The organism is Massilia sp. BGA-UO-ETr-WB1 (assembly GCF_059567845.1).
The window spans coordinates 472,827-492,449 of record NZ_JCAQOT010000027.1 but is presented as its reverse complement, the minus strand read 5'-3'; the positions used below and the strand labels follow the sequence as shown (position 1 = coordinate 492,449).

The window sequence follows — 19,623 nt, the reverse complement described above, 5'->3', positions numbered from 1 at the left end:
TACGATGAACTTCCTCTTAGGCAACGTCCTGGGCCACCGGCAGGGCTTCTGACTTCCAGCGCAACATGCCGCCGGCCAGGTTGGCTACCTGCTTGAAGCCGGCCTTGGTCAGCAGCACGCTGGCCTGGGCCGAACGCACGCCGGAGCGGCACACGGCGACCACCGGGCGCTCGCGGTCGAAGTCGTCCAGCCGGTCTTTCAGCTGCGACAGCGGGACCAGCCGCGCACCGGGCAAATGGCCCAGGCGGTCGATGAACTCGGGGGGCTCGCGCACGTCCACGATTTGCACCTGATCGGCATGTTCCAGCAGCGCCATCGGTTCGATTTCCCACACGCCGCTGAACCGCAGCGTGAGCGGCGCCCAGGCGGGCGTGTCCGGCGGGGCCTCTCCCTCGCCCTCGCCTTCGGGCCGGCCGCAGCGCAGGTTGGCGGGCACGGCCACCGCCATCAGCTTGGGATGCGGCAGGTTCAGGTTGTTCATGTGCCCGGCGAAATCGCCCTCGTCCACGTCGCCGCCCAGGCGCGGGTTGAAGCGGCGCTCCTCGGCCACGCTGGTGACGGTGATGCCGCGATAGTCGTGCGCCGGATACAGCAGGCAGCTGGCGGGGAGCGTGAGGATCTGTTCGCGCACCGAGGCAAACAGCTGCTGCGGACTGCCGCCCTGGAAATCGGTGCGGCCGCAGCCGCGTATCAGCAGGCTGTCGCCGGTGAAGGCCATGCTCTCGTCGTCCAGCACATAGGTCAGGCAGCCGTTGGTGTGGCCGGGCGTGGCGCGCACGGTGAGGTGGCGGCTGCCGAACTGGATACGGTCGCCGTGGCGCAGCGGGCGGTCCGCCAGCGCCACGCCGGCCGCTTCCGCCACCGCCATGCTGCTGCCCACGCGCTGGTGCAGGCGCCAGGCGCCGGTCACATGGTCCGCGTGCACGTGCGTATCCAGCGAGGCCAGCAGGCGCAGGTCCAGCTCGCCCAGCAGCGCCAGGTCGCGCGGCACCTGTTCATAGACGGGATCGATCAGCACGGCCTCGCCGCTGTCGCCCAGCAGATAGGTGTAGGTGGAGGACGTGGGATCGAAAAGCTGGCGGAAGATCATGATCGTTCAAGGAAGAGTCGATCATTCAATCATAGCAAAGCGACATGGGAATGCCATGTTGCCGGGCAAAAAAAAAGCCCGCTACGGGAGCGGGCTAAATCTAATCTCTTGGAGGAGAATAGAGGAGACAGGAGCTATGATGCCGCGTCGCAGCATATAAATCCACTTTATCTTTCTGATGACAGAGATAACCAAAACGAATATGCCTCGCATCTTCAGCAGTCGTGTGGCCCCTACTGCACCGCCCTGCTGCCTGCGCGAGCCAGGCGTGCTGGATTCCTGGGGCGCAAAAAAAAAGCCCGCTACGGGAGCGGGCTGAATCTATCTCTTGGAGGAGAGTAGAGGAGACAGGAACTATGATGCCGCGTCGCAGCATATCCGTCCACCTTATCTTGATGCCCAGAGCGACAATTAAGTCAAACATAAGGAAATCCACTTTGGTGGTCCCGCCACCGACCAAAACCATCAAGCAATCAGCGCTTCGACTCACAGAGTCGTGGCAAAAAAAAGCCCGCTGCGGGAGCGGGCTAAATCTAATCTCTTGGAGGAGAATAGAGGAGACAGGAGCTATGATGCCGTAGCGCACCATATTTTGCTACTTTATCTTTCTGATGATAGGAATCATCAAAATGCATATCTCCCTACTACTGCGAAACGTGTGAGTACCCAGTTTGCGTGCGGCGCCGTTGCAGGCAAATATGCAATCTAGCAAATCGCGCAACGCGCCGAACCCAGGCAAAAAAAAAGCCCGCTACGGGAGCGGGCTGAATCTAATCTCTTGGAGGAGAATAGAGGAGACAGGAACTATGATGCCGTAGAGCATCGTATATTTCTACTTTATATTAGTGATGATAGAAATAAACGATGCGTATAACTTGGCAAAGATACTTACTTTCCCACGTCGGCTGCGTATGGGAGCACGCGGGAGGCCAGTCGGGTATCGGTCTTCAGCAGGCCTACTTCATCCGCCAGGATATGCACCGCTTCGTTCAGCAGCACGTCCTTGGCGGCCTTGGCGGCCTTCTCCGCGTCCAGCTCGGCGCTCAGGCCGCGCTCATCCGCCTGCAGGCCGTCGTCGGTGCGCAGCGCGCCCTTCACCGCCGCCACTTGGCGCGCGGCCTTGGCGTTGGCGTTGGCCGGCTTGGCTGAGATGGCCTTGTTCAGCGCTTCCTTGGCGTCCGGGATCAGCACCGGATCGTCCGGCGAAGCCACCAGGCTCAGCAGGCGGGCTTCACGCAGCTTGGCGCGCGCTTCCTGCTGGTCGCGCTCCTTGCGGCGCACGGTCTCGTTCAGCGAAATGGTGTTGTCCTTGCGCTGCTTCTTCACCAGGGCGATGTCCTCGGCCAGGTACTGGAAGTCCTTGTCCTTGGCCACGCGCGCCTCGTGCTTCTTGTCCAGCATCGGCACGATGTCCTTCAGCTCGCCTGCCGGGATGTAGACGGCCGGCTTGATGGCCACCCATGGCAGCGCGTTGTCATAACTCGACTCGCCGAAGCTTTCCGGATCCGACATGGACGGCAGGCTGATGTCCGGCGTGACGCCGCGCAACTGGGTGGTGCCGCCGTTGATGCGGAAGAACTGCGCCACCGTCATCTTCAGCTCGCCGTAGCGCGGCTTGTCGCCCTGCGAATAGCGGTCCAGGTTGACCAGGGTCTGCACGGTGCCCTTGCCGAACGACGGTTCGCCGATCACCAGGCCACGGCCGTAGTCCTGCAGCGCGGCGGCGAAAATCTCCGACGCCGAAGCCGAGCTGCGGTTGATCAGCACGCCCACCGGTCCGTCCCACGCCAGGCCGGCGTTGGTGTCGCTTTCCACTTCCACTTTGCCTTGCGCGTTGCGCTGCTGCACCACCGGGCCCTTGTCGATGAACAGGCCGGTCAGTTCCACCGCTTCGGTCAGCGAGCCGCCGCCGTTGTTGCGCAGGTCGATCAGCACGTTGTCGACTTTTTCCTTCTTCAGCTCGGCCAGCAGGCGCGCCACGTCGCGGGTGGCGCTCTTGTAGTCCTTGTCGCCACGGCGGCGCGCTTCGAAGTCCAGGTAGAAGGTCGGCAGCGAAATCACGCCGACACGGCGCTTGGCGGTGCCGTCGCGCACTTCGAGGATGGATTTCTTGGCCGACTGCTCTTCCATGGAAATTTTCTTGCGCACCAGCGACAGCTGCGACAGCTTGCCGTCCGGACCGGCGTCGGCCGGCAGGATCTGCAGGCGCACCACGGAATCCTTGGCGCCGCGGATCTGCTGCACCACGTCGTCGATGCGCCAGCCCACCACGTCGGTGAAGTTGCCGCTCTCGCCCTGCGCCACGCCGACGATGCGGTCGCCCACCTTCAGCTTGCCCGACAAGGCGGCCGGGCTGCCCGGCACCACTTCGCGCACCACGGTGTAGTCGTCGCGCTGCTGCAGCTGGGCGCCGATGCCTTCCAGCGACAATCGCATGGCGATGTCGAAGTTCTCGGCGGCGCGCGGGCCCAGGTAGTTGGTGTGCGGCTCGATCGACATGGCGTAGGCGTTCATGAAGATCTGGAACACGTCTTCATTGTTCAGCTTGCGCGAACGGCTCATGTAGTTGTCGTAGCGCTTGTCCAGCGTCTCGCGGATGGCCTTGTCGTCCTTGCCGGCCAGCTTCAGGCGCAGCCAGTCGTTCTTGACGCGTTTGCGCCACAGGTCTTTGACTTCGGCCTCGGTCTTCGGCCACTCGGCCTTTTCACGGTCGATCTGGTAGCTCTCGTCGACCGAGAAATCGAATTTGGTCTTCAGCAGCTCGCGCGCATACGTGATGCGCTCGTTGAAGCGTTGCTGGTAGAGGTTGTAGATGGCGAACGGCACCGTCAGGTTTTCCGACATGATGGCGTCGTCCATCTTGGTGCGCATGGCGGCGAACTGGTCCACGTCGGCTTGCACGAAGAACAGCTTTTCGCCGTCCAGGGACTTGAAGTAGCGGTCGAAGATCTTCTCCGACATCGCATCGTCCAGCGGGGTAGCCTTGTAGTGATAGCGCGACATGACGTGCGAGGCCCACAACGCGGCCTGCGACTGCACCGCTTGCGGCTTGACGACGTCCGCTGCCTTTTCGGGCGCTGCTGCGCCCACCTGTACCGAAACGGCCAGCGCAATCGCGCTCAACAGCATCTGCTTCTTCATCGGCTTACTCCGAAAACTTGATTTCATGGAAAACTGGGTCCTGCTGCGCTTTATTCTACAGGATAGCAGGCCTATGGCGGCCCGCTGGAGAGCACAGTTTCAGTGAGGAAGCTTAAGCCATGATTAAAGGCGGCTGCGCTTTAATCATGTAACAAATCGTGATCCTCCGCCCGGCGCCGGCCATTTTGCCAAGATTTCGTTGCAGCAAGAAAAGCAAGCTGGAACAATAGAGACCGGATTCCCAACAGACCTGAACGATGAGCGACAGCGCCCCCGTTACCAACGATGAACTCAAAAAATACCTGCTGCGCTACTGCACCCGGGAACTGGCGCCCCATTTCGCGGTAATGCTGCGCGGCACATGGGGCAGCGGCAAGACCTGGTTCATCGACCGCTTGCGCGGCGTCCTGATGGATGTACACGAGAAAAAGGTGATTTACGTGAGCCTGTACGCCGTTACCAGGCCATCCGACATCACCGACCAATTCTTCCAGCAGCTGCATCCCCGGCTGGCCAGCGCCCCGGTTCAGAAATCATGGTCCATTGTGAAAAGTCTCGTCAAAGGCACCATCAAGGTCGACCTGAACGGGGACGGCGGCGATAAGGATGAGCTTCAAGTCAGCATCCCGGACCTGGAAAAATCGGCCAACCCGGAAGACTCGGTGCTGATCTTCGACGACTTGGAGCGCAGCGGCATGCCGCCATCCGCCGTGCTCGGGTACATCAACCAGTTCGTCGAGCACGGCGGCTACCGCGTCATCATCCTGGCTCACGAACAGCAGATCGGCGACCCGGACTACCATCAGACCAAAGAAAAAGTCATCGGCAGGACCTTCGAAATCCAAGCCGACGCCCGCGAAGCACTCAACAGCTTCATCGGCGAGCTCAGCGCCGACGACGCGATCAACATTCTGCGTACGCGCAAGGATCGTATCCTGGCCGTGATGGACGCGGCAAACCACAAGAACCTGCGCCAGTTGCGGCAAGCGGTGCTGGACTTTTCCGATATCTGGAATTGCCTGTCCAGGCAGGACGGCAACCTGAAAGACCATACCGGGTTCCTGGACCGCCTGGTACACGACGTGTTCGCGCTCAGCATCGAGCTGCGCGCCAAGACCATCACCACCCGCGACATATACAAGCTCTTCAAGACCGAAACCAAGCGCACGTCGGCGACCATGGGCATGCCTCGATCGCTGGCAGAACCGACCGAGGCGGAAACGCGTTTCCAGCTGCACGACATGGCCTACACACGCAAAGTTGCCCTGCCGCCGGACACTTATGCAACATTCTTCGCCTGCGGCTGGCTGCCGGACGACAATGCGCTGGCGGGCATCCGGGCCAGCGCGTTTTTTACGACGGAAAAAGCGCCCGCCTGGAAGCGCCTGGTACACAAGCATCTGCTGAACGACGCCGATTTCGATGCCCTGAAGGCCGAAGTCTATGGACAGCTCGCAGAGGGCCGCTTCCCCGGCAAACCCGAGCTGTTCCACAACGCCGGCGTGCTGCTGCAGCTGTCGCAGGAAGGCCTGCTTGAGCACGGCGCAGCGCACGTGCTCACTCTCGCGAAAGCCGCCGTCAACAAGCTGTTCGCGCAGCCGCTCCCGGAAACGGACCTGGCGCCGGCCGGCTACGTCAAACCTATCGCGCAGGAAATGACCTTCGGCATGCAATACGCCGGAGTCGCCACCGCCGAGTTTATCGAGCTCGCCGCCTACTACGACGACGCCAAAGCAGCCGCCCGCGCGACCGAACTGGGCAGGCTGGCGCGCAGCTGGCTCGACGAACTGCGCACCGATCCTGTCCTGTGGGCCGACCGGATCCGCAGCGGCGGCGGTGACTTGGCACACTTCGCCTTCAGGCCGATTTTCTCCGAGCTCGTTCCGAAGGACTTCGCGGCACAGCTGCTGGTGGCGCAAACTCCCAAGCTGCACATCGTTGCCGACGCCTTGAAGTCGCGCTACGACCACATCAAGCCGGCCGAGTGGAAACTGGAAGAGCTGCCATTCTGGATGCAGGTGTCCCCTTTGCTGCACGAGGGCGTCGCATCCCGGTCAGACACCAGCCTGTCGGCGCATACGCTGCGGACCAAAGTCCTGCCGGACATCGACCGCTTCATCGCCAATATGCAGGCGGTAGCCGCTCTAGCCCCCGGCACTGGCGAGGCCGGGGACGCTCGGGATTAGCCCGGCGCCGAACCACACCAGCGCGATAATCGGCAGATATGGCCACGAGCGCAGCGAAATCTTCCAGTCCACCGAGGACGGCCAGCAGGCCAGGAATTGCGGCGCCACGGCGAACGCCAGCGGCAGGTCCAGCGGCTGGAACTGCCAGCCCGGCTGGGTGCGCCACAGCGCCACCGCCACCGGCACGGCCAGCACCAGGAACGGCGCCAGCGCCACCGGCGCCGCGTTGTACCAGCGCACCCGCGTCAGGCTCACCGAGCCGAGCTGCCAGCTGCGCCCCACCTTGCGCGGCATCACGGAAAAGCCGGCCGGCCGCGCGCCCGTCAGCAGGCCGACGCAGAAATGCGCCAGCTCGTGGCAGATGGTGCCGGCCACGGTGAACAGGAAAAACACGGGGTGGACGGAGGACAGGCGCCGGATCACCAGCGCCAGCGCCAGCGACGGCAGCAGGTACAGCAGCACGTCCTGCAGCACGTCGCGGTGCTGGCAGAACCAGGCGGGGGCGATGGCGGCGCAGTCGAACATGTCAGTTTCCGGCGCCGCGCATGGTCTTATTCGGAGTAGAAACAGCGGCCGCAGGCCTGGCGGTAGCTTTCATTGCCGCCTATGCTGATCTGCTCGCCTTCCTTCATGCGCTTGCCGTCCTGGTCCACGCGGATATTCATCGTGGCTTTCTTGCCGCAAGTGCAGATATTCTTCAGCTCCTCGATGTCGTCCGCCAGCGCCAGCAGGTAGGCCGAGCCGGGGAAAGGCTCGCCCCGGAAGTCGCTGCGCAGGCCGTAGGTGATGACCGGGATGCCGCGCACCTGCGCCAGCTTGTGCAGCTGCTGCACCTGGACGGTGGTGAGAAATTGCGCTTCGTCAATCAACAAGCACGCGATGCGTTGATCAATCTGCTTGAGGAAGTCGGTCTCGGCGTCGAATACTTCAGTCTCGCGCTGCGGACCGAGGCGGGAAGTGACTTTGCCCACGCCGTAGCGGTTGTCGATGGCGGCGGTAAACAGGCGCACGGTCTGGCCCTGCTCTTCGTAATTATGGGCGACCTGCAGCATCGCCGTCGATTTGCCGGCGTTCATGGCCGAGTATCGGAAGTAGAGTTTTGCCACAACTGTTGCTTGAAAAAATGATCAGAGCCGGATTATAAAGCGTCGCGGCAGCCGTGGGCAGGTCTTCGCCGCCCTTGCCGGGCCATTATGCGCGCTCTGCGTGCGGATGGCGCGCCCAAGTGCGCGGCGCGCGAAATAGGCGCATACTTTGAACATGCAAAAATTGCATATACAAGAACACAATGATTCCTTCCCAGCGTGTAGCGTGCGGCCTAACATCCGCCCTTTTCACGGAAGGCGCGGCCGACACAATCGGCCGGCGCCGTTTCTAAGCGAGGAGTGTTTATGAACAAACCCCACGAGGCCGCCCTCTTCGGCCTGATCGGCAATACCCCGCTGATCGAAGTCACCCGGCTGGACACCGGCCCCTGCCGCCTGTTCCTCAAGCTGGAATCTCAAAACCCAGGCGGCTCCATCAAGGACCGCATCGGCCTGTCCATCATCGAGGCCGCCGAGCGCGACGGGCGCCTGAAGCCGGGCGGCGTCATCATTGAAGCGACCGCCGGCAACACCGGCCTGGGCCTGGCGCTGGTGGGCCGCATCAAGGGCTATCGCGTGGTGCTGGTGGTACCCGACAAGATGTCCACAGAGAAAGTGTTGCACCTGAAGGCGCTCGGCGCCGAGGTCCACATGACCCGCTCGGACGTCGGCAAGGGCCACCCCGAGTACTACCAGGATTACGCGGCCCGCCTGGCGCGCGAGCTGCCCGGCGCCTTCTACGCCGACCAGTTCAACAACCCGGCCAACCCGCTGGCGCACGAAACCACCACGGCGCCCGAGATCTGGGAGCAGATGGAGCATGAAGTGGACGCCATCGTGGTCGGCGTGGGCTCGTCCGGCACCTTGACCGGGCTGAGCAACTTCTTCCGCAAGGTGCAACCGCGGCTCGAATTCGTGCTGGCCGACCCCAAGGGCTCCATCCTGGCCGAATACGTTGCCAGCGGCAAGGTGTCGGACACCAGCGGCTCGTGGGCGGTGGAAGGCATCGGCGAGGACTTCATCCCGTCCATCGCCGACATGACGGCGGTGCGCAAGGCCTACACCATCACCGACCAGGAAAGCTTCGACAGCGCGCGCGCCCTGCTCAGCGCGGAAGGCGTGCTGGGAGGCTCGTCGACCGGCACCCTGCTGGCGGCGGCGCTGAAATACTGCCGCGAGCAGACCGAGCCCAAACGCGTGGTGACCTTCGTGGCCGACACCGGCACCCGCTACCTGTCCAAGATGTACAACCACGGCTGGCTGGTGGACCAGGGCATGGTGCAGCGCCCGCAGACGGGCGACCTGCGCGACCTGATCGGCCGCCGCTACGACGAGGGCGACGTGGTCAGCGTGGCCCCGTCCGACACCTTGCTGGTCGCCTTCAACCGCATGCGCGCGGCCGACCTGGCCCAGCTGCCGGTGCTGGAACAGGGCAAGCTGGTGGGCATCATCGACGAATCCGACCTGCTGCTCAAGGTGGACAACCACGCCGAACAGTTCAGCAGCCTGGTGGGCGCCACCATGACGTCGCGCCTGGAGACCTTGCACCCATCCTCCAGCGTGCAGGCGCTGCGCAGCACCCTGGACCGGGGCCTGACCGCCGTGGTGGCCGACGGCGGCAAATTCTACGGCCTGATCACCCGCTTCGACCTTCTCAACCACTTGCGCAGGACTTTATCTTGAGCTCAAACACCGACCGCAAAGCCCACCTGGCCACCCGCGTGATCCACGCGGGCCAGTCGCCGGACCCCTCCACCGGCGCCATCATGCCGCCCATCTACGCCACCTCCACCTTCGTGCAGGAAAGCCCCGGCGTGCACAAGGGCCTGGACTACGGCCGCTCGCACAACCCCACCCGCTGGGCGCTGGAGCGCTGCGTGGCCGACCTGGAAAGCGGCGTGCAAGGCTACGCCTTCGCGTCCGGCCTGGCCGCCATCTCCACCGTGCTGGAACTTGCCGACGCCGGCTCCCACATCGTCGCCGGCGACGACATGTACGGCGGCACGTACCGCCTGTTCGAGCGCGTGCGCCGCCGCAGCGCCGGCCACGACTTCACCTATGTGGACCTGACCAACCCGGAAAACCTGCTGGCCGCGCTGCGCCCGGAAACCCGCATGGTGTGGGTGGAAACGCCGACCAACCCCATGCTCAAGCTGGCCGACCTGCAAGCGATTGCCAAGATCTGCCGCGAACGCGGCATCATCGCCGTGGCCGACAACACCTTCGCCAGCCCGCTGGTGCAGCGCCCGCTCGAGCACGGCTTCGACATCGTGGTGCACTCGGCCACCAAGTACCTGAACGGCCACTCGGACATCATCGGCGGCATCGCCGTGGTGGCGGGCGAGGAGCGCCAGGCCGCGTGGCGCGAGCAGCTCGGCTTCCTGCAGAACTCGGTGGGCGCGATCGCCTCGCCGTTCGACAGCTTCCTGGCGCTGCGCGGCGTGAAAACGCTGGCCATCCGCATGGAGCGCCACTGCGCCAGCGCGCTGCAGCTGGCCGAATGGCTGGAACGCGAGCCCAAGGTGAAGAAGGTGTTCTACCCGGGCCTGAAATCGCACCCGCAGCACGAGCTGGCCAGGCGCCAGATGGAAGGCTTCGGCGGCATCATCTCCATCGACCTGAACACCGACCTGGCCGGCGCGCGCCGCTTCCTGGAACGCTGCGAAGTGTTCGCGCTGGCCGAAAGCCTGGGCGGCGTGGAAAGCCTGATCGAGCACCCGGCGCTGATGACGCACGCCAGCATCCCGGCCGCCCAGCGCGCCGCGCTCGGCATCGGCGACGGGCTGATCCGCCTGTCGGTCGGCATCGAAGACCTGGCCGACTTGCGCCAGGACCTGCAGCACGCGCTCGACGCCATCTGAGCGGGCGCAGCGGGAGCCGGAGCCGGCCGGGAAGCCGACCGGTTCCGGCTAGCGCGGCTTGACCGGGTCCGGCACGTTGAACACGCGCCGCACGAAGCTCTCCATGGCCTGGAACACGCCCTCCACGCCGAAGCCGGCAATGAACGACAGCGCGGACCCGCTCAACGTCCACGCGCCCGCCAGCGCCGGCTCTGCCGTGCTGCCGGTGCCGCTGGCGTTGACGAACAGGCCGATGCACGCGCCTATGGTGGCGCCCAGCGCCAACTGCCCCAGCGCCAACGTATAGTCGCGCGGCGACAGCATGCTCTCCCGCATCTTGCGCCACAAGTCGCGCACCACCGCCGCGCCGGCACCCAGGATGCCATAGCACAGCGGCAGCACCGCGCTGCCCAGCACCAGCGTGAGGATGCGCGCCGTTTCCTCGTCACCGCCCTGGCGCGGCGAACGGCCCGCGCGCAGCCTCGGCTCGGGGATAGGCTCCAGGAAGTACGTCACCGTGTGGTACAGCGCCTTCCATGGCTGCAGCCACGCGGCCAGGTTGCGGCGCGTGACGGCGCGCTCGCGGTCCAGGCGGCTGTCCTGCATGCACAAGTGATATTCCTCCACGCTGCGGTAGCGCTGCGCCAGCGGCGTGGGGTCCAGGTCCGGCGCGCGGGCCGGGTCGCAATACACCACCAGCGGCGGCGCCGGCGGCGCGGCGGCCCCAGCCCCAGCCCCTGACTGCGGTGCGGCCTTTGCCAGCCGGGCCAGCTCGTCCGCCGCCAGCTTGGCCTCGGCGCTGGACACCTTGGCGGCATCGCCGTCCCGCGGCGCGCCGTTGCGCAAGCCGCCCGGGCCGGACGGCCCGCCCAGGCCGGGAACCGGTGCCGCACCGCCCTGGCCGCCGTCGGGGCCGGCCCGCCTGTCGTTGCCGCCCGTCCCGGACCCGGCGCCGCCCTGCCCGGCGCGTGCGGCCTGGTCCGTGCGCTCGCCGGAACGCGCCGCAGCGCCGCGCCGGTCCGTATGGCGCCCCCAGAATTTGCGCTTGCGCGGATCGTCCTCGCCCACCACCAGCAAGGTGAAGGCGATGGTCGCCCCGCTGGCCGGCTTGGCGGCGGCGTTCAGCTTGTCTTTGGCTTTCAGCAGAATGGCGGCCTGGTGCGCCTGGGCCCTGGGGCCGTCCTCGGGCGGCCAGCCGATCTCGCAAATTTCCTCGATCAGCATCTGCACGTCCGGCTCCAGCCCCTTGTCCCAGCGGCCGGAAATAAAGTCGAGCAGCAGGTAGACCTCGCTCAGCTCGCGCACAAAGATGAAGTCGCGTATCTGGACCGGACGCGCGGGTCCGTCGCGCTTTTCCAAGTCAGCCATGGCGCACCTCCCTACGCCACAGCATGTTCCCTCAAGGCTCAGCTGCCATGATCTGCGTCAAGCATGGCAACCGAACTCGCTATTCTCCCGGGCGATATTTGCGTTCCAGGTGCTTCTCCACGTCTTCCTTGTAGAACAGCACCTCCTTGAACTCGCCGCGCGCGTACATCTCGGCCTGGTCCATGAAATGCGGCGAGGCCGGGTTGCCGCTTTGGCCGCCGGCCAGGATGCTCTTGGCGCGCACCCGCTTGCCGAACTCCACCGCCGCCACGAAGCTGTTGCCGCGCTCGCCGTAAATGCGCCTGGTCTTGGGCGTGGAAGTCTGGCCGTACGCCGCCAGCGCGCCCCAGTTGCCGGAAGCGTAAGGCACGGGGATGCTGGGCTTGCTGTCGTCGAAAGGCTGCACCACGTCGCCGGTCAGGCGCTGGAAGCGGTTGATTTCGCCCCACGGCGTCTGCCAGCTGCCGAAGTCCTCGGTCAGCTTGGCCGACGCGCGCGCCAGCGCATACAGGCGCTCCTGCGGCGCCAGCTGGGTGGCGATATAGTCCAGCACCGGCATCTCCTTCTTCTTGGCAGCCGGGCCGAAAATCTTGGCCAGGTCCTGCAGCCAGAAGATGGCCAGCGAGGTCGGCACCGAGGACAGCGAATAGCGCATGTCCCAGCGCCGCAGCACGTGCACTTGCGGCGCCAGGCTGGACTTCAGCGCGTCGCCGTCCGGCAGCTCTTCCCAGGCCGCGAACAGCTGCGGCAGCAGCGGCTCGAAGGCGGTCAGCTGGCTGTCGTAGGCGGACGCGATCAGGCTGTCCAGCGTGAAGTCCTTCTTGTTCTCCAGTACCCGCACCGCGTGGATGCCGCGCGCATTCTCCGGCTGCGCGGCCATGTAGGCCGGGTAGTCGGCCGCTTTCGGGCTGTAGGGGCCGGCCGCCGTGTACGGCGTGCTGTTGGTGTTCTGGATCCAGCCGTTTTTCGGGTTGAACAGCTGGATGGTGTCCTTCACCGCGTGCAAGCCCTTCCAGTCGGTGGCCGGGTCGCTGCCGTCCACCGGCTTGCGGTAGTCGAACCGCGGGTCGCGCACCGGGATGAAGTTGCCGTGGAAGTAGGCGATATTGCCGTCCGCATCCGCGTACACGGTGTTGTTGGACGAGTTGGTGCGCAGCTCCATCACCTTGTAGAACTCGGCGTAATTGCGCGCCTTGGTGCGCAGCCAGGACTGCTGCAGCGCTTTCAGCGGCTCGTTCATCAGGCTCACCGACACCCAGCGGCCGTCCGCCGAGCGCACCACCGGGCCGTGGTGCGTGAAGTAGGCGGTGACGGTTTTCTCCGCCATGCCGGCGGCGGTCTTGTACGGCAGGCGGATCGGCACCGCCTTCACCGGGCGCTCCTCGCCGCCGTACTTGTAGAAGAACTTGCCGTCCCTGGCGCTCACCGTTTCCAGGAACTCGTCGATCACGTCGCCGCCGCCGGAGGTGTGCATCCAGCCCAGGCGGTCGTTGAAGCCCTGGTAGACGAAGAACTGGCCCCAGGTAACGGCGCCGTAGGCGTTCAGGCCTTCCTTGCTGCTGACCTGCACTTCGGGCCGGAAGTAGAAAGAGGTATGTGGATTGATCATCAGCAGCGCGTGGCCGGACTTGCTGATGGCGGGCGCGATGGCGAAGCCGTTCGAGCCGCTCGGCTCATGGTCCAGGTCGCTTCCGGCATGGGCCACGGCGGGGTTCGGCGACGGGCCGGTCTGCGGCGCCTTGCCGTAGAAGCGTTCCAGTTCCTTCAAGTCCACCGACTCGATGTCGCCGCCGATGCTGCCTTCGCTGAAGCTGAGCGCCATCCACGGCTCGAACTGCGCGATCAACGCCGGCTTCACGTCCGGGTGCGTCTGCAGGTAGTAGTTCAGCCCGTCGGCCCAGGCGTTCATCAGCTTTTTCAGCCAGGCCGGACTGGCCGCATATTGGGCTTTCAGACTGTCCGGCGAGATGAACAGCTTCATGCGCAAGTCGCGGTACAGCTCGGCTTCGCCCTGCACTTCGGCCAGGCGGCCCATGGCGTTGATGAAATTCAGTTCCACGCGCGGGAAGTCGTCCTCCGCCTGCGCGTACAGCAGGCCGAACACCGCGTCCGCGTCGCTCTGGCCGTAGACGTGCGGGATGCCCCACTTGTCGCGCAATATCGTCACCCGCTGCGCCAGCGCCTTCAGACGGGCGGCCTCTGCCTTTGAAGCGGGCGCGGCCGCAGCCGGCGCGGCTGCCGGCGACGGCGGCGACGCCGGCTGTAGGGCTTGCGCGGACAGGGGAACGGCACAGGCGGCCGCAAGCAGAAGACTCAATCTCGACATACGGCCCACTCCAGGTGCATTGTTTTTATTCAGGAAGCATCACTCGGCACGACTAACTCAGGAAGCATCGACCAGCTGCGCGATGCGCTCGCGCAGCTCCGCGTTCTCATTGCGCAGCTTGGAGACGCGGTCCTTCAGCTGCGCCACTTCGGCGCGCAACTGCTCCACTTCGCTCAGCGGCTCGGCGTGGCCGCCCTCCTCGCCGCCCTTGGCCTCCTTGGGCGGACGCGACGCGGCGCGCTGCTCGCGGATCTCCTTGGCGGCCTGCTGCAGCAGCTTCTTGCCGCCGGCCACCGCCGCCACCTGCTCGGCTTCCGGCAGCGAGGCCACCGTGGCGGCCGCGTTGATCGAGATGGTGCCGGCGCGCACCGCCTCCACCAGTTCCGGCGCGGCGGTTTTCTGGATCTTTTCGATCTGGCTGATGGTGTTGCTGCTCAGGCGGGCGGCGCGGGCGATATCCTCGCGCGAGGTGCGCACCTTGGCCGGCGGGGGCGCCGACTCGTCGGCCGGCTCGGGTGGCGCGATGCTCGCGTCCTCGGCGGCGGCCTTGGCGGCGATCTCGGCGGCGCGGGCGTCCATGATGTCCTTCTTGCGCAGCGCCAGCACGCCGCGCTGGAAGTCGGACACGCTGCGGCGGCCCAGGTGGTTGTCTATCATCCACAGCATCACGTCCTCCATGCTGTGGAAGGACTCGTTCTGGATCACCTTGAACGGAATGCTGTGGCGCTGGCAGATCGAATAGCGGTTGTGGCCGTCCACCAGCACGTCGTTCCACAGCACCAGCGCGTCGCGGCAGCCCTCGGCCAGGATGCTGCGTTCAAGCGCAGCGTACTCGGCCTCGGTGAGCGGGTCGATATAGCTGCGCAGCATGTCATTGATTTGGATTTGCATTCGGTATTCCTGGAAAAAGCAGGCGCGGCCGGCGCGCTACGCGCACCCTGCCCCATCGCCGTCCAGCATGCTACACCAATTGCGTGTCCAACCCAAGGTGCCGGGGCCGCCGCCACGCCGGCCCGCTGGCGCTGCCCCGTTCAAGCCCGGCGCACCCGCAGCACCCGCTCCGCGCCCACCGTGTTGACGGCAAAGCCATTGCGGCCCGCCGCCTTCACGCCGTACAGCGCCTGGTCGGCCGCCCGCATCACATCGTCGGCCAACACCGGATGCTCGGTGGTCAGCGCGATGCCGACGCTGGTGGTGACCGCCAGCGTCGTCGTGCCGATCACGAACGGCGCGCGCATGGCGTCGATGATCTTGCTGCCCAACAGGCTCATTTCCGCGCCGGACGGCAGTTGCTCGAACACGATGACGAACTCGTCCCCGGCCAGCCGCGCCACGGTGTCCGTATAGCGCACCGCCTGCGTCAGGCGGCGCGCGAACTCCACCAGCACCGCGTCGCCGGTCGCATGGCCGTGCAGGTCGTTGATGGCCTTGAAGTGGTCGATGTCGAGGAAAGCCATGCCCACCTGCTCGCCGCTGCGCTGGGCCCGGGCCAGCGCGCGCGGGAAGTATTCGTCGAACATGCGGCGGTTGTTGATGCCGGTCAGCGCGTCGGTGGTGGCCAGGCGGTGCAAGTCCTGTTCGGCCCGCTCGCGGCGCTGCGACAGCGAGAAGAACGCCCGGCTCAGCTGGGCGAACTCATCCCGGCCCCGCACGTCGAACACCTGGATATCGGCGGCGCCGTTCTCGATGTCCACCACATTGCTGTGCAGGCGCAGCAGCGGGCGCAGCATCAGCTTGACCAGCAGCCAGCCGAACAGGCCAGCCAGCAGCGTTACCATGGTGGCCGCGGCAAACGCTCGCACGCGCACGCTCACCATGGGCGCAAACGCGCTCTGGATCGGATAAGACACGGCGATGGTCCAGTCCACCTCCCGCAGGCGCTGGTGCGCCAGCAAGGTGGGCACGCCGTCGTCCAGCACCGCATCGGTCCAGCCTTCGGCGCTGCGCAGCACGGCGTCCACGATGGAACCGTCGCCAGCGTCGCCCCGGCTCAGCAGCATTGCCTTGTTCGGGTGGTGTACAAAGGTGCCGTCGCCGGCCACGATGAACAGGTAGCCGCCGGCGCTGGCGCGCAGATTGTCCAGCCGCGCCGAGAACGACGGCCGCAGCAGTTCGATGGCGCCCAGCAGCACGCCGATGGTCTTGCCCTCGGCGTTCAGCAGCGGCTGCGTCAGCACCACCACCGGCTTGCCCGACAACACGCTGCGGAACGGCGCCGACGTCACGCCCTCGCGGGTGCGCAGCGTATCCTGGAAATACTGGCGCGCCGCCACGTTCAGCGTGCCCTTGGCGCGGCGGTCGCGCAGGCTAGCCACCAGGTTGCCGGCGGTGTCGAACACCGTCACGTTGAAGAATTCGTCGCGCAGCGTGCCGTGCGCTTCCAGCAGCGTCTGCATGTCGTCCAGCGACGGTTCGCTGCCCGACACCTGCTCGGTGAGCGACTTGAGCAGCTGGCGCTTGGCGATGATGTCGCGGTCCACATAGGCTGCGGCGCTGGCCAGCAGCGTCATCTCCTGCTGCGCGATGGACTGCCGCATGGCCGACTCGGCGATCAGCAGCGACACGCCGCCCACGCCCAGCCCGGCGATCAGCACCATGGCGGTGACCAGCAAGGTGATTTTGAATTTGAAACTGAGGAAAAAGTGTAAAACCGGCCGCATCGAAGCCTCCTGCCGCGCACGGGGCGCATAGCGCTACAAACCAATGGCGGAGGTTGGGCCAGTTCAGTTGCCAAGCGCGAAGATCAGGCGCCGGCGGATATGGCGCAATTATAGGGGATATTTCCGTCAGGAATACAAGTAGAGGTAAGGCGTTGCAGCTCAGCAACGAGGAGACCGGGTTCAGCTACGCGCCGCAATGTGGCGGAAAGTGGTTAAATTAACATCCTTTTGGCCCGATGGGTCAGACTTACGCTGCTTGGAGGCGCAAAAATGAATACACATCGTGCACTGGTGGGCCTTGCCCTTGCCATGTTCGGTATAGACGGCCGTGCCGACGGCTTCGTGAACGTCTACGAAATTCCATCCAGTGTGTCGATGAATGTGATCGGCAACCAACTCACGCATGAAATACTGAACAGAACATTGCACCACTGGGACAAGCACGAGGCGCAGCAGAAGGCGGAGCGCGCCAAGGTGAAGTCGATAGCGCCGGCGTCCGGCGGCAGCGTCGCTGGCCGGCTGACGAGAGACCTGCCCGGCAAGGATGCGCGCGGCGCGGAGGCCACCTACAGGCAAGCTTTCCAGTACCACGAAATCGTCATCAAGAAATTCGGCCTCGCGTCCGGCGACCTGGGGGTGGCTATCGCGAGCAGCATCGCCGGGGCGTGGATGGCCTACAACAACAAGTCATTTCCGGATCAGTACTATTTGCCGCTGGTGCGGCAAATGCAGAAGCGCGTGCGCGAGAGCGCCGGCCTGAGCGCCCTGCCCGCGGCGGAACGCGCCACAGCGTACGAGGCCCTGGCGATCGTCGGCATGATGCTCGCGAGCAGCCAGATTACGCTGGAACGCAATCCACAAGCGGCAGGCGCTTCGGCATTAAGACAGAATATGCGAACACAGGGCGGTGAAATGCTGACACGCATGTTGAACTTGCCGCCCGAACAAGTGGGCATCAACGCGTCAGGCTTTGTTTCGCTTGCCGACGCGCAGCGCTAGTTCGCTGCCGCGCGCGAAACAAACAGAGTGGTCCCGAGCCGGAATCGAAAAGACAAAAGCGCGCCTTATCTTCATTGGCCATCGCAAATTTTTGTGGCACACATGCCCCTAAAAATGCCCCTAAAGGCCGAAATGTTACGGGTACCATTCCCATTCCAAGCCCTAAAACCTTGATTTAGCTTGAATTCCTGATCCTGCAAGGAAGCAATACCATCGGTAATACCATCAAAAAAACGCGTTAACAGTGCCGGAATCTCACACGATTTGCAGCGATCATTTTACACCGATGCACTGCATTGTTGGCGCGTGCAAGCTAGACCGACCTCGTCAGAACCGCCGTCATGCAAGCGACAGCAAAACCATGCAAAGAGCGATCAGCGCTATTGAGCTGTGTTTTGCGCAAGCCGATAGTAGAATCGGATCATGTCGCCGTAGGCTGTTGATTTGCGCCGAAAATTGACCCATTTTTGGAGTGAACCCCTCGGACTGGACCAAGGCCAGTCCGAGGGGATCACTCCAGTGCCGCGACTGCGACGACGGCGTCATCGAGATCGACAACTCGGCCGCCGAACGCGCCCTGCGAGGCATCGCCATCGGACGGCGCAATTACCTGTTCGCCGGCGCCGACACGGGTGACGAACGGGCAGCGGCCATTTACTCGTTGATCGGCACGGCCAAGCTCAGCGGCATCGATCCGGAGGCTTGGCTGCGCCATGTGCTTACTCACATCGCCGATCATCCCGTCAACCGTGTCGACGAGTTCCTGCCCTGGCATTGCGCCGGGCAGTTGGCCCCTGCCTAAGACTTCCTTGCCGCTTCCCAGCGGGATGCAGCTATATTGCAGCCACTGATCAGCTGGAACAATACGGTTCTGGGTGGATGCTTACCGTTTATCAATGGCCGCCGACTCTTCTAACATTCGAGCGTGTCTGCCTTGCCGTTAATTTGCGGCGCCTCCCCCTCTCTCTGCGCCGTTCTCCTGTACTGGCCGGGCGCAACAGCCATCACGCGCTTGAATGCGGCGCTGAAGGCGCTGTCGGATGTGTACCCAACCGAGGCCGCAGCTTCTGAGATCGAGGCCCCTGCCCGAAGCTCACGTCTCGCCAGATACATGCGCCATTGAGTCAAGTAGGCGAGCGGCGGGACGCCCATCATTTCTCGGAACCGCACCGCAAGTGACGTTCTCGACATCCCCGCTGTTTTCGCAAGTTCTTCAAGCCCCCAGTTCCGGAAAGGTTCGCTATGGATGCTACTAAGCACAGTGGCTAACCGATGGTCGCCGAAGCCCTTCAGCCATCCCTCGTCGCCATCCGAAGCATGTACGAGATAGGCTCGTAGTGTCTGGATGAATAACAGTTGGGCCAGTCCTGATATGACAACGTTTCGGCCAGGCCGACCGCCTTTCATTTCCGATACCAGTTGCTCAAGCAACCAGGCAAGCGGCTTGGCTTCGTCTTTGGTTCCTCGCACATGAATGAGTGGCGGCAGACCATTCAGAAGGAAGGCTTGCCGATCTGCATCAATCTGCACGGTGCCTCCCAGCATGGTGAAGTCACAACCTTCGCCAAGCTGATATTGATCGTCACCGTCCCGAACGACTGGCGTGGTCGCCGCATCAGGAACCAGCGCTGAGGCGCTGGCAAGAGTCAGGGTGCGTGTGCCATTGGTAATCAGGATGTCGCCAGTGTCCACTCGGGCCGGCTCAGCCATGCCGTCAATGGAATACCAGCAGAGCCCCTCTGTAACCGCACAAAACTTGATCGCATCCAGATTGGCAAAGCGGCGCGCCCAGGTGCCTCCTGCCACTACCCGCCCAGACAGTTCGCAGCGTGCCTGAAGAAAGTTCAGTAGGTCTGAAAGGGGATCAGCCTGAGAATTTGAACTATTGCGCATAAAAATTGAACTATTAAGTCTTCTACGTACACAAC

At 64.2% G+C, this 19,623-nt stretch carries 13 protein-coding genes and 1 pseudogene; 5 read left to right on the top strand and 9 right to left on the bottom strand.

Annotation, left to right across the window (positions count from 1 at the left end; genetic code table 11):
* Positions 1–16: 16 nt before the first annotated feature.
* A complete protein-coding gene (locus AC56DV_RS29185; protein ID WP_496317705.1) occupies positions 17–1,090 on the bottom strand; it encodes a rhodanese-like domain-containing protein in 1,074 nt (357 codons plus the stop codon).
* Between the two features lie 888 nt (positions 1,091–1,978).
* Complete coding sequence (locus AC56DV_RS29180; RefSeq protein ID WP_496317704.1) at positions 1,979–4,231, bottom strand: carboxy terminal-processing peptidase; 2,253 nt, start codon at positions 4,229–4,231, stop codon at positions 1,979–1,981.
* 257 nt (positions 4,232–4,488) lie between these two features.
* Here AC56DV_RS29180 and AC56DV_RS29175 point away from each other — a divergent pair, with 257 nt between their 5' ends.
* Positions 4,489–6,417, top strand: coding sequence for a P-loop NTPase fold protein (locus AC56DV_RS29175; protein ID WP_496317703.1), 1,929 nt, complete (start codon positions 4,489–4,491; stop codon positions 6,415–6,417).
* On the opposite strand, the gene AC56DV_RS29170 is transcribed toward AC56DV_RS29175, so the two are convergent.
* Together AC56DV_RS29170 and AC56DV_RS29165 are read right to left on the bottom strand one after the other, a co-directional pair.
* A complete protein-coding gene (locus AC56DV_RS29170) occupies positions 6,376–6,942 on the bottom strand; it encodes a hypothetical protein (RefSeq protein WP_496317702.1) in 567 nt (188 codons plus the stop codon). The genes AC56DV_RS29175 and AC56DV_RS29170 overlap by 42 nt on opposite strands.
* Before the next feature lie 26 nt (positions 6,943–6,968).
* Positions 6,969–7,523 carry a thymidine kinase gene (locus AC56DV_RS29165; protein ID WP_496317701.1) on the bottom strand — a complete coding sequence of 185 codons (555 nt, stop codon included), beginning with the start codon at positions 7,521–7,523 and terminating at the stop codon, positions 6,969–6,971.
* Between the two features lie 285 nt (positions 7,524–7,808).
* Here AC56DV_RS29165 and AC56DV_RS29160 point away from each other — a divergent pair, with 285 nt between their 5' ends.
* Together AC56DV_RS29160 and AC56DV_RS29155 are read left to right on the top strand one after the other, a co-directional pair.
* A complete protein-coding gene (locus AC56DV_RS29160) occupies positions 7,809–9,185 on the top strand; it encodes a pyridoxal-phosphate dependent enzyme (protein WP_496317700.1) in 1,377 nt (458 codons plus the stop codon).
* Positions 9,182–10,363: a trans-sulfuration enzyme family protein gene (locus AC56DV_RS29155; RefSeq protein WP_496317699.1), complete on the top strand. Its 1,182-nt coding sequence runs from the start codon at positions 9,182–9,184 to the stop codon at positions 10,361–10,363. Before AC56DV_RS29160 ends, AC56DV_RS29155 begins: the two co-directional genes overlap by 4 nt.
* Positions 10,364–10,411: 48 nt before the next feature.
* Here the strand turns inward: AC56DV_RS29155 and AC56DV_RS29150 are convergent, their stop codons facing one another.
* From AC56DV_RS29150 to AC56DV_RS29135, 4 genes are all read right to left on the bottom strand, one after another.
* A complete protein-coding gene (locus tag AC56DV_RS29150; protein WP_496317698.1) occupies positions 10,412–11,710 on the bottom strand; it encodes a hypothetical protein in 1,299 nt (432 codons plus the stop codon).
* A 79-nt stretch (positions 11,711–11,789) separates the two neighbouring features.
* On the bottom strand, positions 11,790–14,036 hold the full coding sequence (locus tag AC56DV_RS29145; RefSeq protein ID WP_496317697.1) for a penicillin acylase family protein: 2,247 nt from the start codon (positions 14,034–14,036) through the stop codon (positions 11,790–11,792).
* Between the two features lie 57 nt (positions 14,037–14,093).
* The gene (locus AC56DV_RS29140) at positions 14,094–14,927 is read right to left on the bottom strand and encodes a hypothetical protein (RefSeq protein WP_496317696.1); all 834 of its coding nucleotides are present in this window, start codon (positions 14,925–14,927) and stop codon (positions 14,094–14,096) included.
* Positions 14,928–15,067: 140 nt separating this feature from the next.
* Complete coding sequence (locus tag AC56DV_RS29135; RefSeq protein WP_496317695.1) at positions 15,068–16,696, bottom strand: diguanylate cyclase domain-containing protein; 1,629 nt, start codon at positions 16,694–16,696, stop codon at positions 15,068–15,070.
* A gap of 270 nt (positions 16,697–16,966) precedes the next feature.
* Here AC56DV_RS29135 and AC56DV_RS29130 point away from each other — a divergent pair, with 270 nt between their 5' ends.
* Positions 16,967–17,695, top strand: coding sequence for a DUF6683 family protein (locus AC56DV_RS29130; RefSeq protein WP_496317694.1), 729 nt, complete (start codon positions 16,967–16,969; stop codon positions 17,693–17,695).
* Between the two features lie 523 nt (positions 17,696–18,218).
* Positions 18,219–18,497, top strand: a pseudogene (locus AC56DV_RS29125) (transposase domain-containing protein); the annotation flags it as partial.
* A gap of 110 nt (positions 18,498–18,607) precedes the next feature.
* On the opposite strand, the gene AC56DV_RS29120 reads toward AC56DV_RS29125, so the two are convergent.
* A complete protein-coding gene (locus tag AC56DV_RS29120) occupies positions 18,608–19,588 on the bottom strand; it encodes an AraC family transcriptional regulator (protein WP_496317693.1) in 981 nt (326 codons plus the stop codon).
* Positions 19,589–19,623 lie beyond the last annotated feature (35 nt).

What these genes read in the sequence shown, in the direction of transcription:
- AC56DV_RS29130 (WP_496317694.1), top strand. Translation starts at nt 16,967, where the DNA reads ATGAATACACATCGTGCACTGGTGGGCCTTGCCCTTGCCATGTTCGGT.
- AC56DV_RS29150 (WP_496317698.1), bottom strand. Translation starts at nt 11,710, where the DNA reads ATGGCTGACTTGGAAAAGCGCGACGGACCCGCGCGTCCGGTCCAGATA.
- AC56DV_RS29180 (WP_496317704.1), bottom strand. Translation starts at nt 4,231, where the DNA reads ATGAAGAAGCAGATGCTGTTGAGCGCGATTGCGCTGGCCGTTTCGGTA.
- AC56DV_RS29145 (WP_496317697.1), bottom strand. Translation starts at nt 14,036, where the DNA reads ATGTCGAGATTGAGTCTTCTGCTTGCGGCCGCCTGTGCCGTTCCCCTG.
- AC56DV_RS29185 (WP_496317705.1), bottom strand. Translation starts at nt 1,090, where the DNA reads ATGATCTTCCGCCAGCTTTTCGATCCCACGTCCTCCACCTACACCTAT.
- AC56DV_RS29120 (WP_496317693.1), bottom strand. Translation starts at nt 19,588, where the DNA reads ATGCGCAATAGTTCAAATTCTCAGGCTGATCCCCTTTCAGACCTACTG.
- AC56DV_RS29160 (WP_496317700.1), top strand. Translation starts at nt 7,809, where the DNA reads ATGAACAAACCCCACGAGGCCGCCCTCTTCGGCCTGATCGGCAATACC.
- AC56DV_RS29135 (WP_496317695.1), bottom strand. Translation starts at nt 16,696, where the DNA reads ATGCGGCCGGTTTTACACTTTTTCCTCAGTTTCAAATTCAAAATCACC.
- AC56DV_RS29170 (WP_496317702.1), bottom strand. Translation starts at nt 6,942, where the DNA reads ATGTTCGACTGCGCCGCCATCGCCCCCGCCTGGTTCTGCCAGCACCGC.
- AC56DV_RS29140 (WP_496317696.1), bottom strand. Translation starts at nt 14,927, where the DNA reads ATGCAAATCCAAATCAATGACATGCTGCGCAGCTATATCGACCCGCTC.
- AC56DV_RS29175 (WP_496317703.1), top strand. Translation starts at nt 4,489, where the DNA reads ATGAGCGACAGCGCCCCCGTTACCAACGATGAACTCAAAAAATACCTG.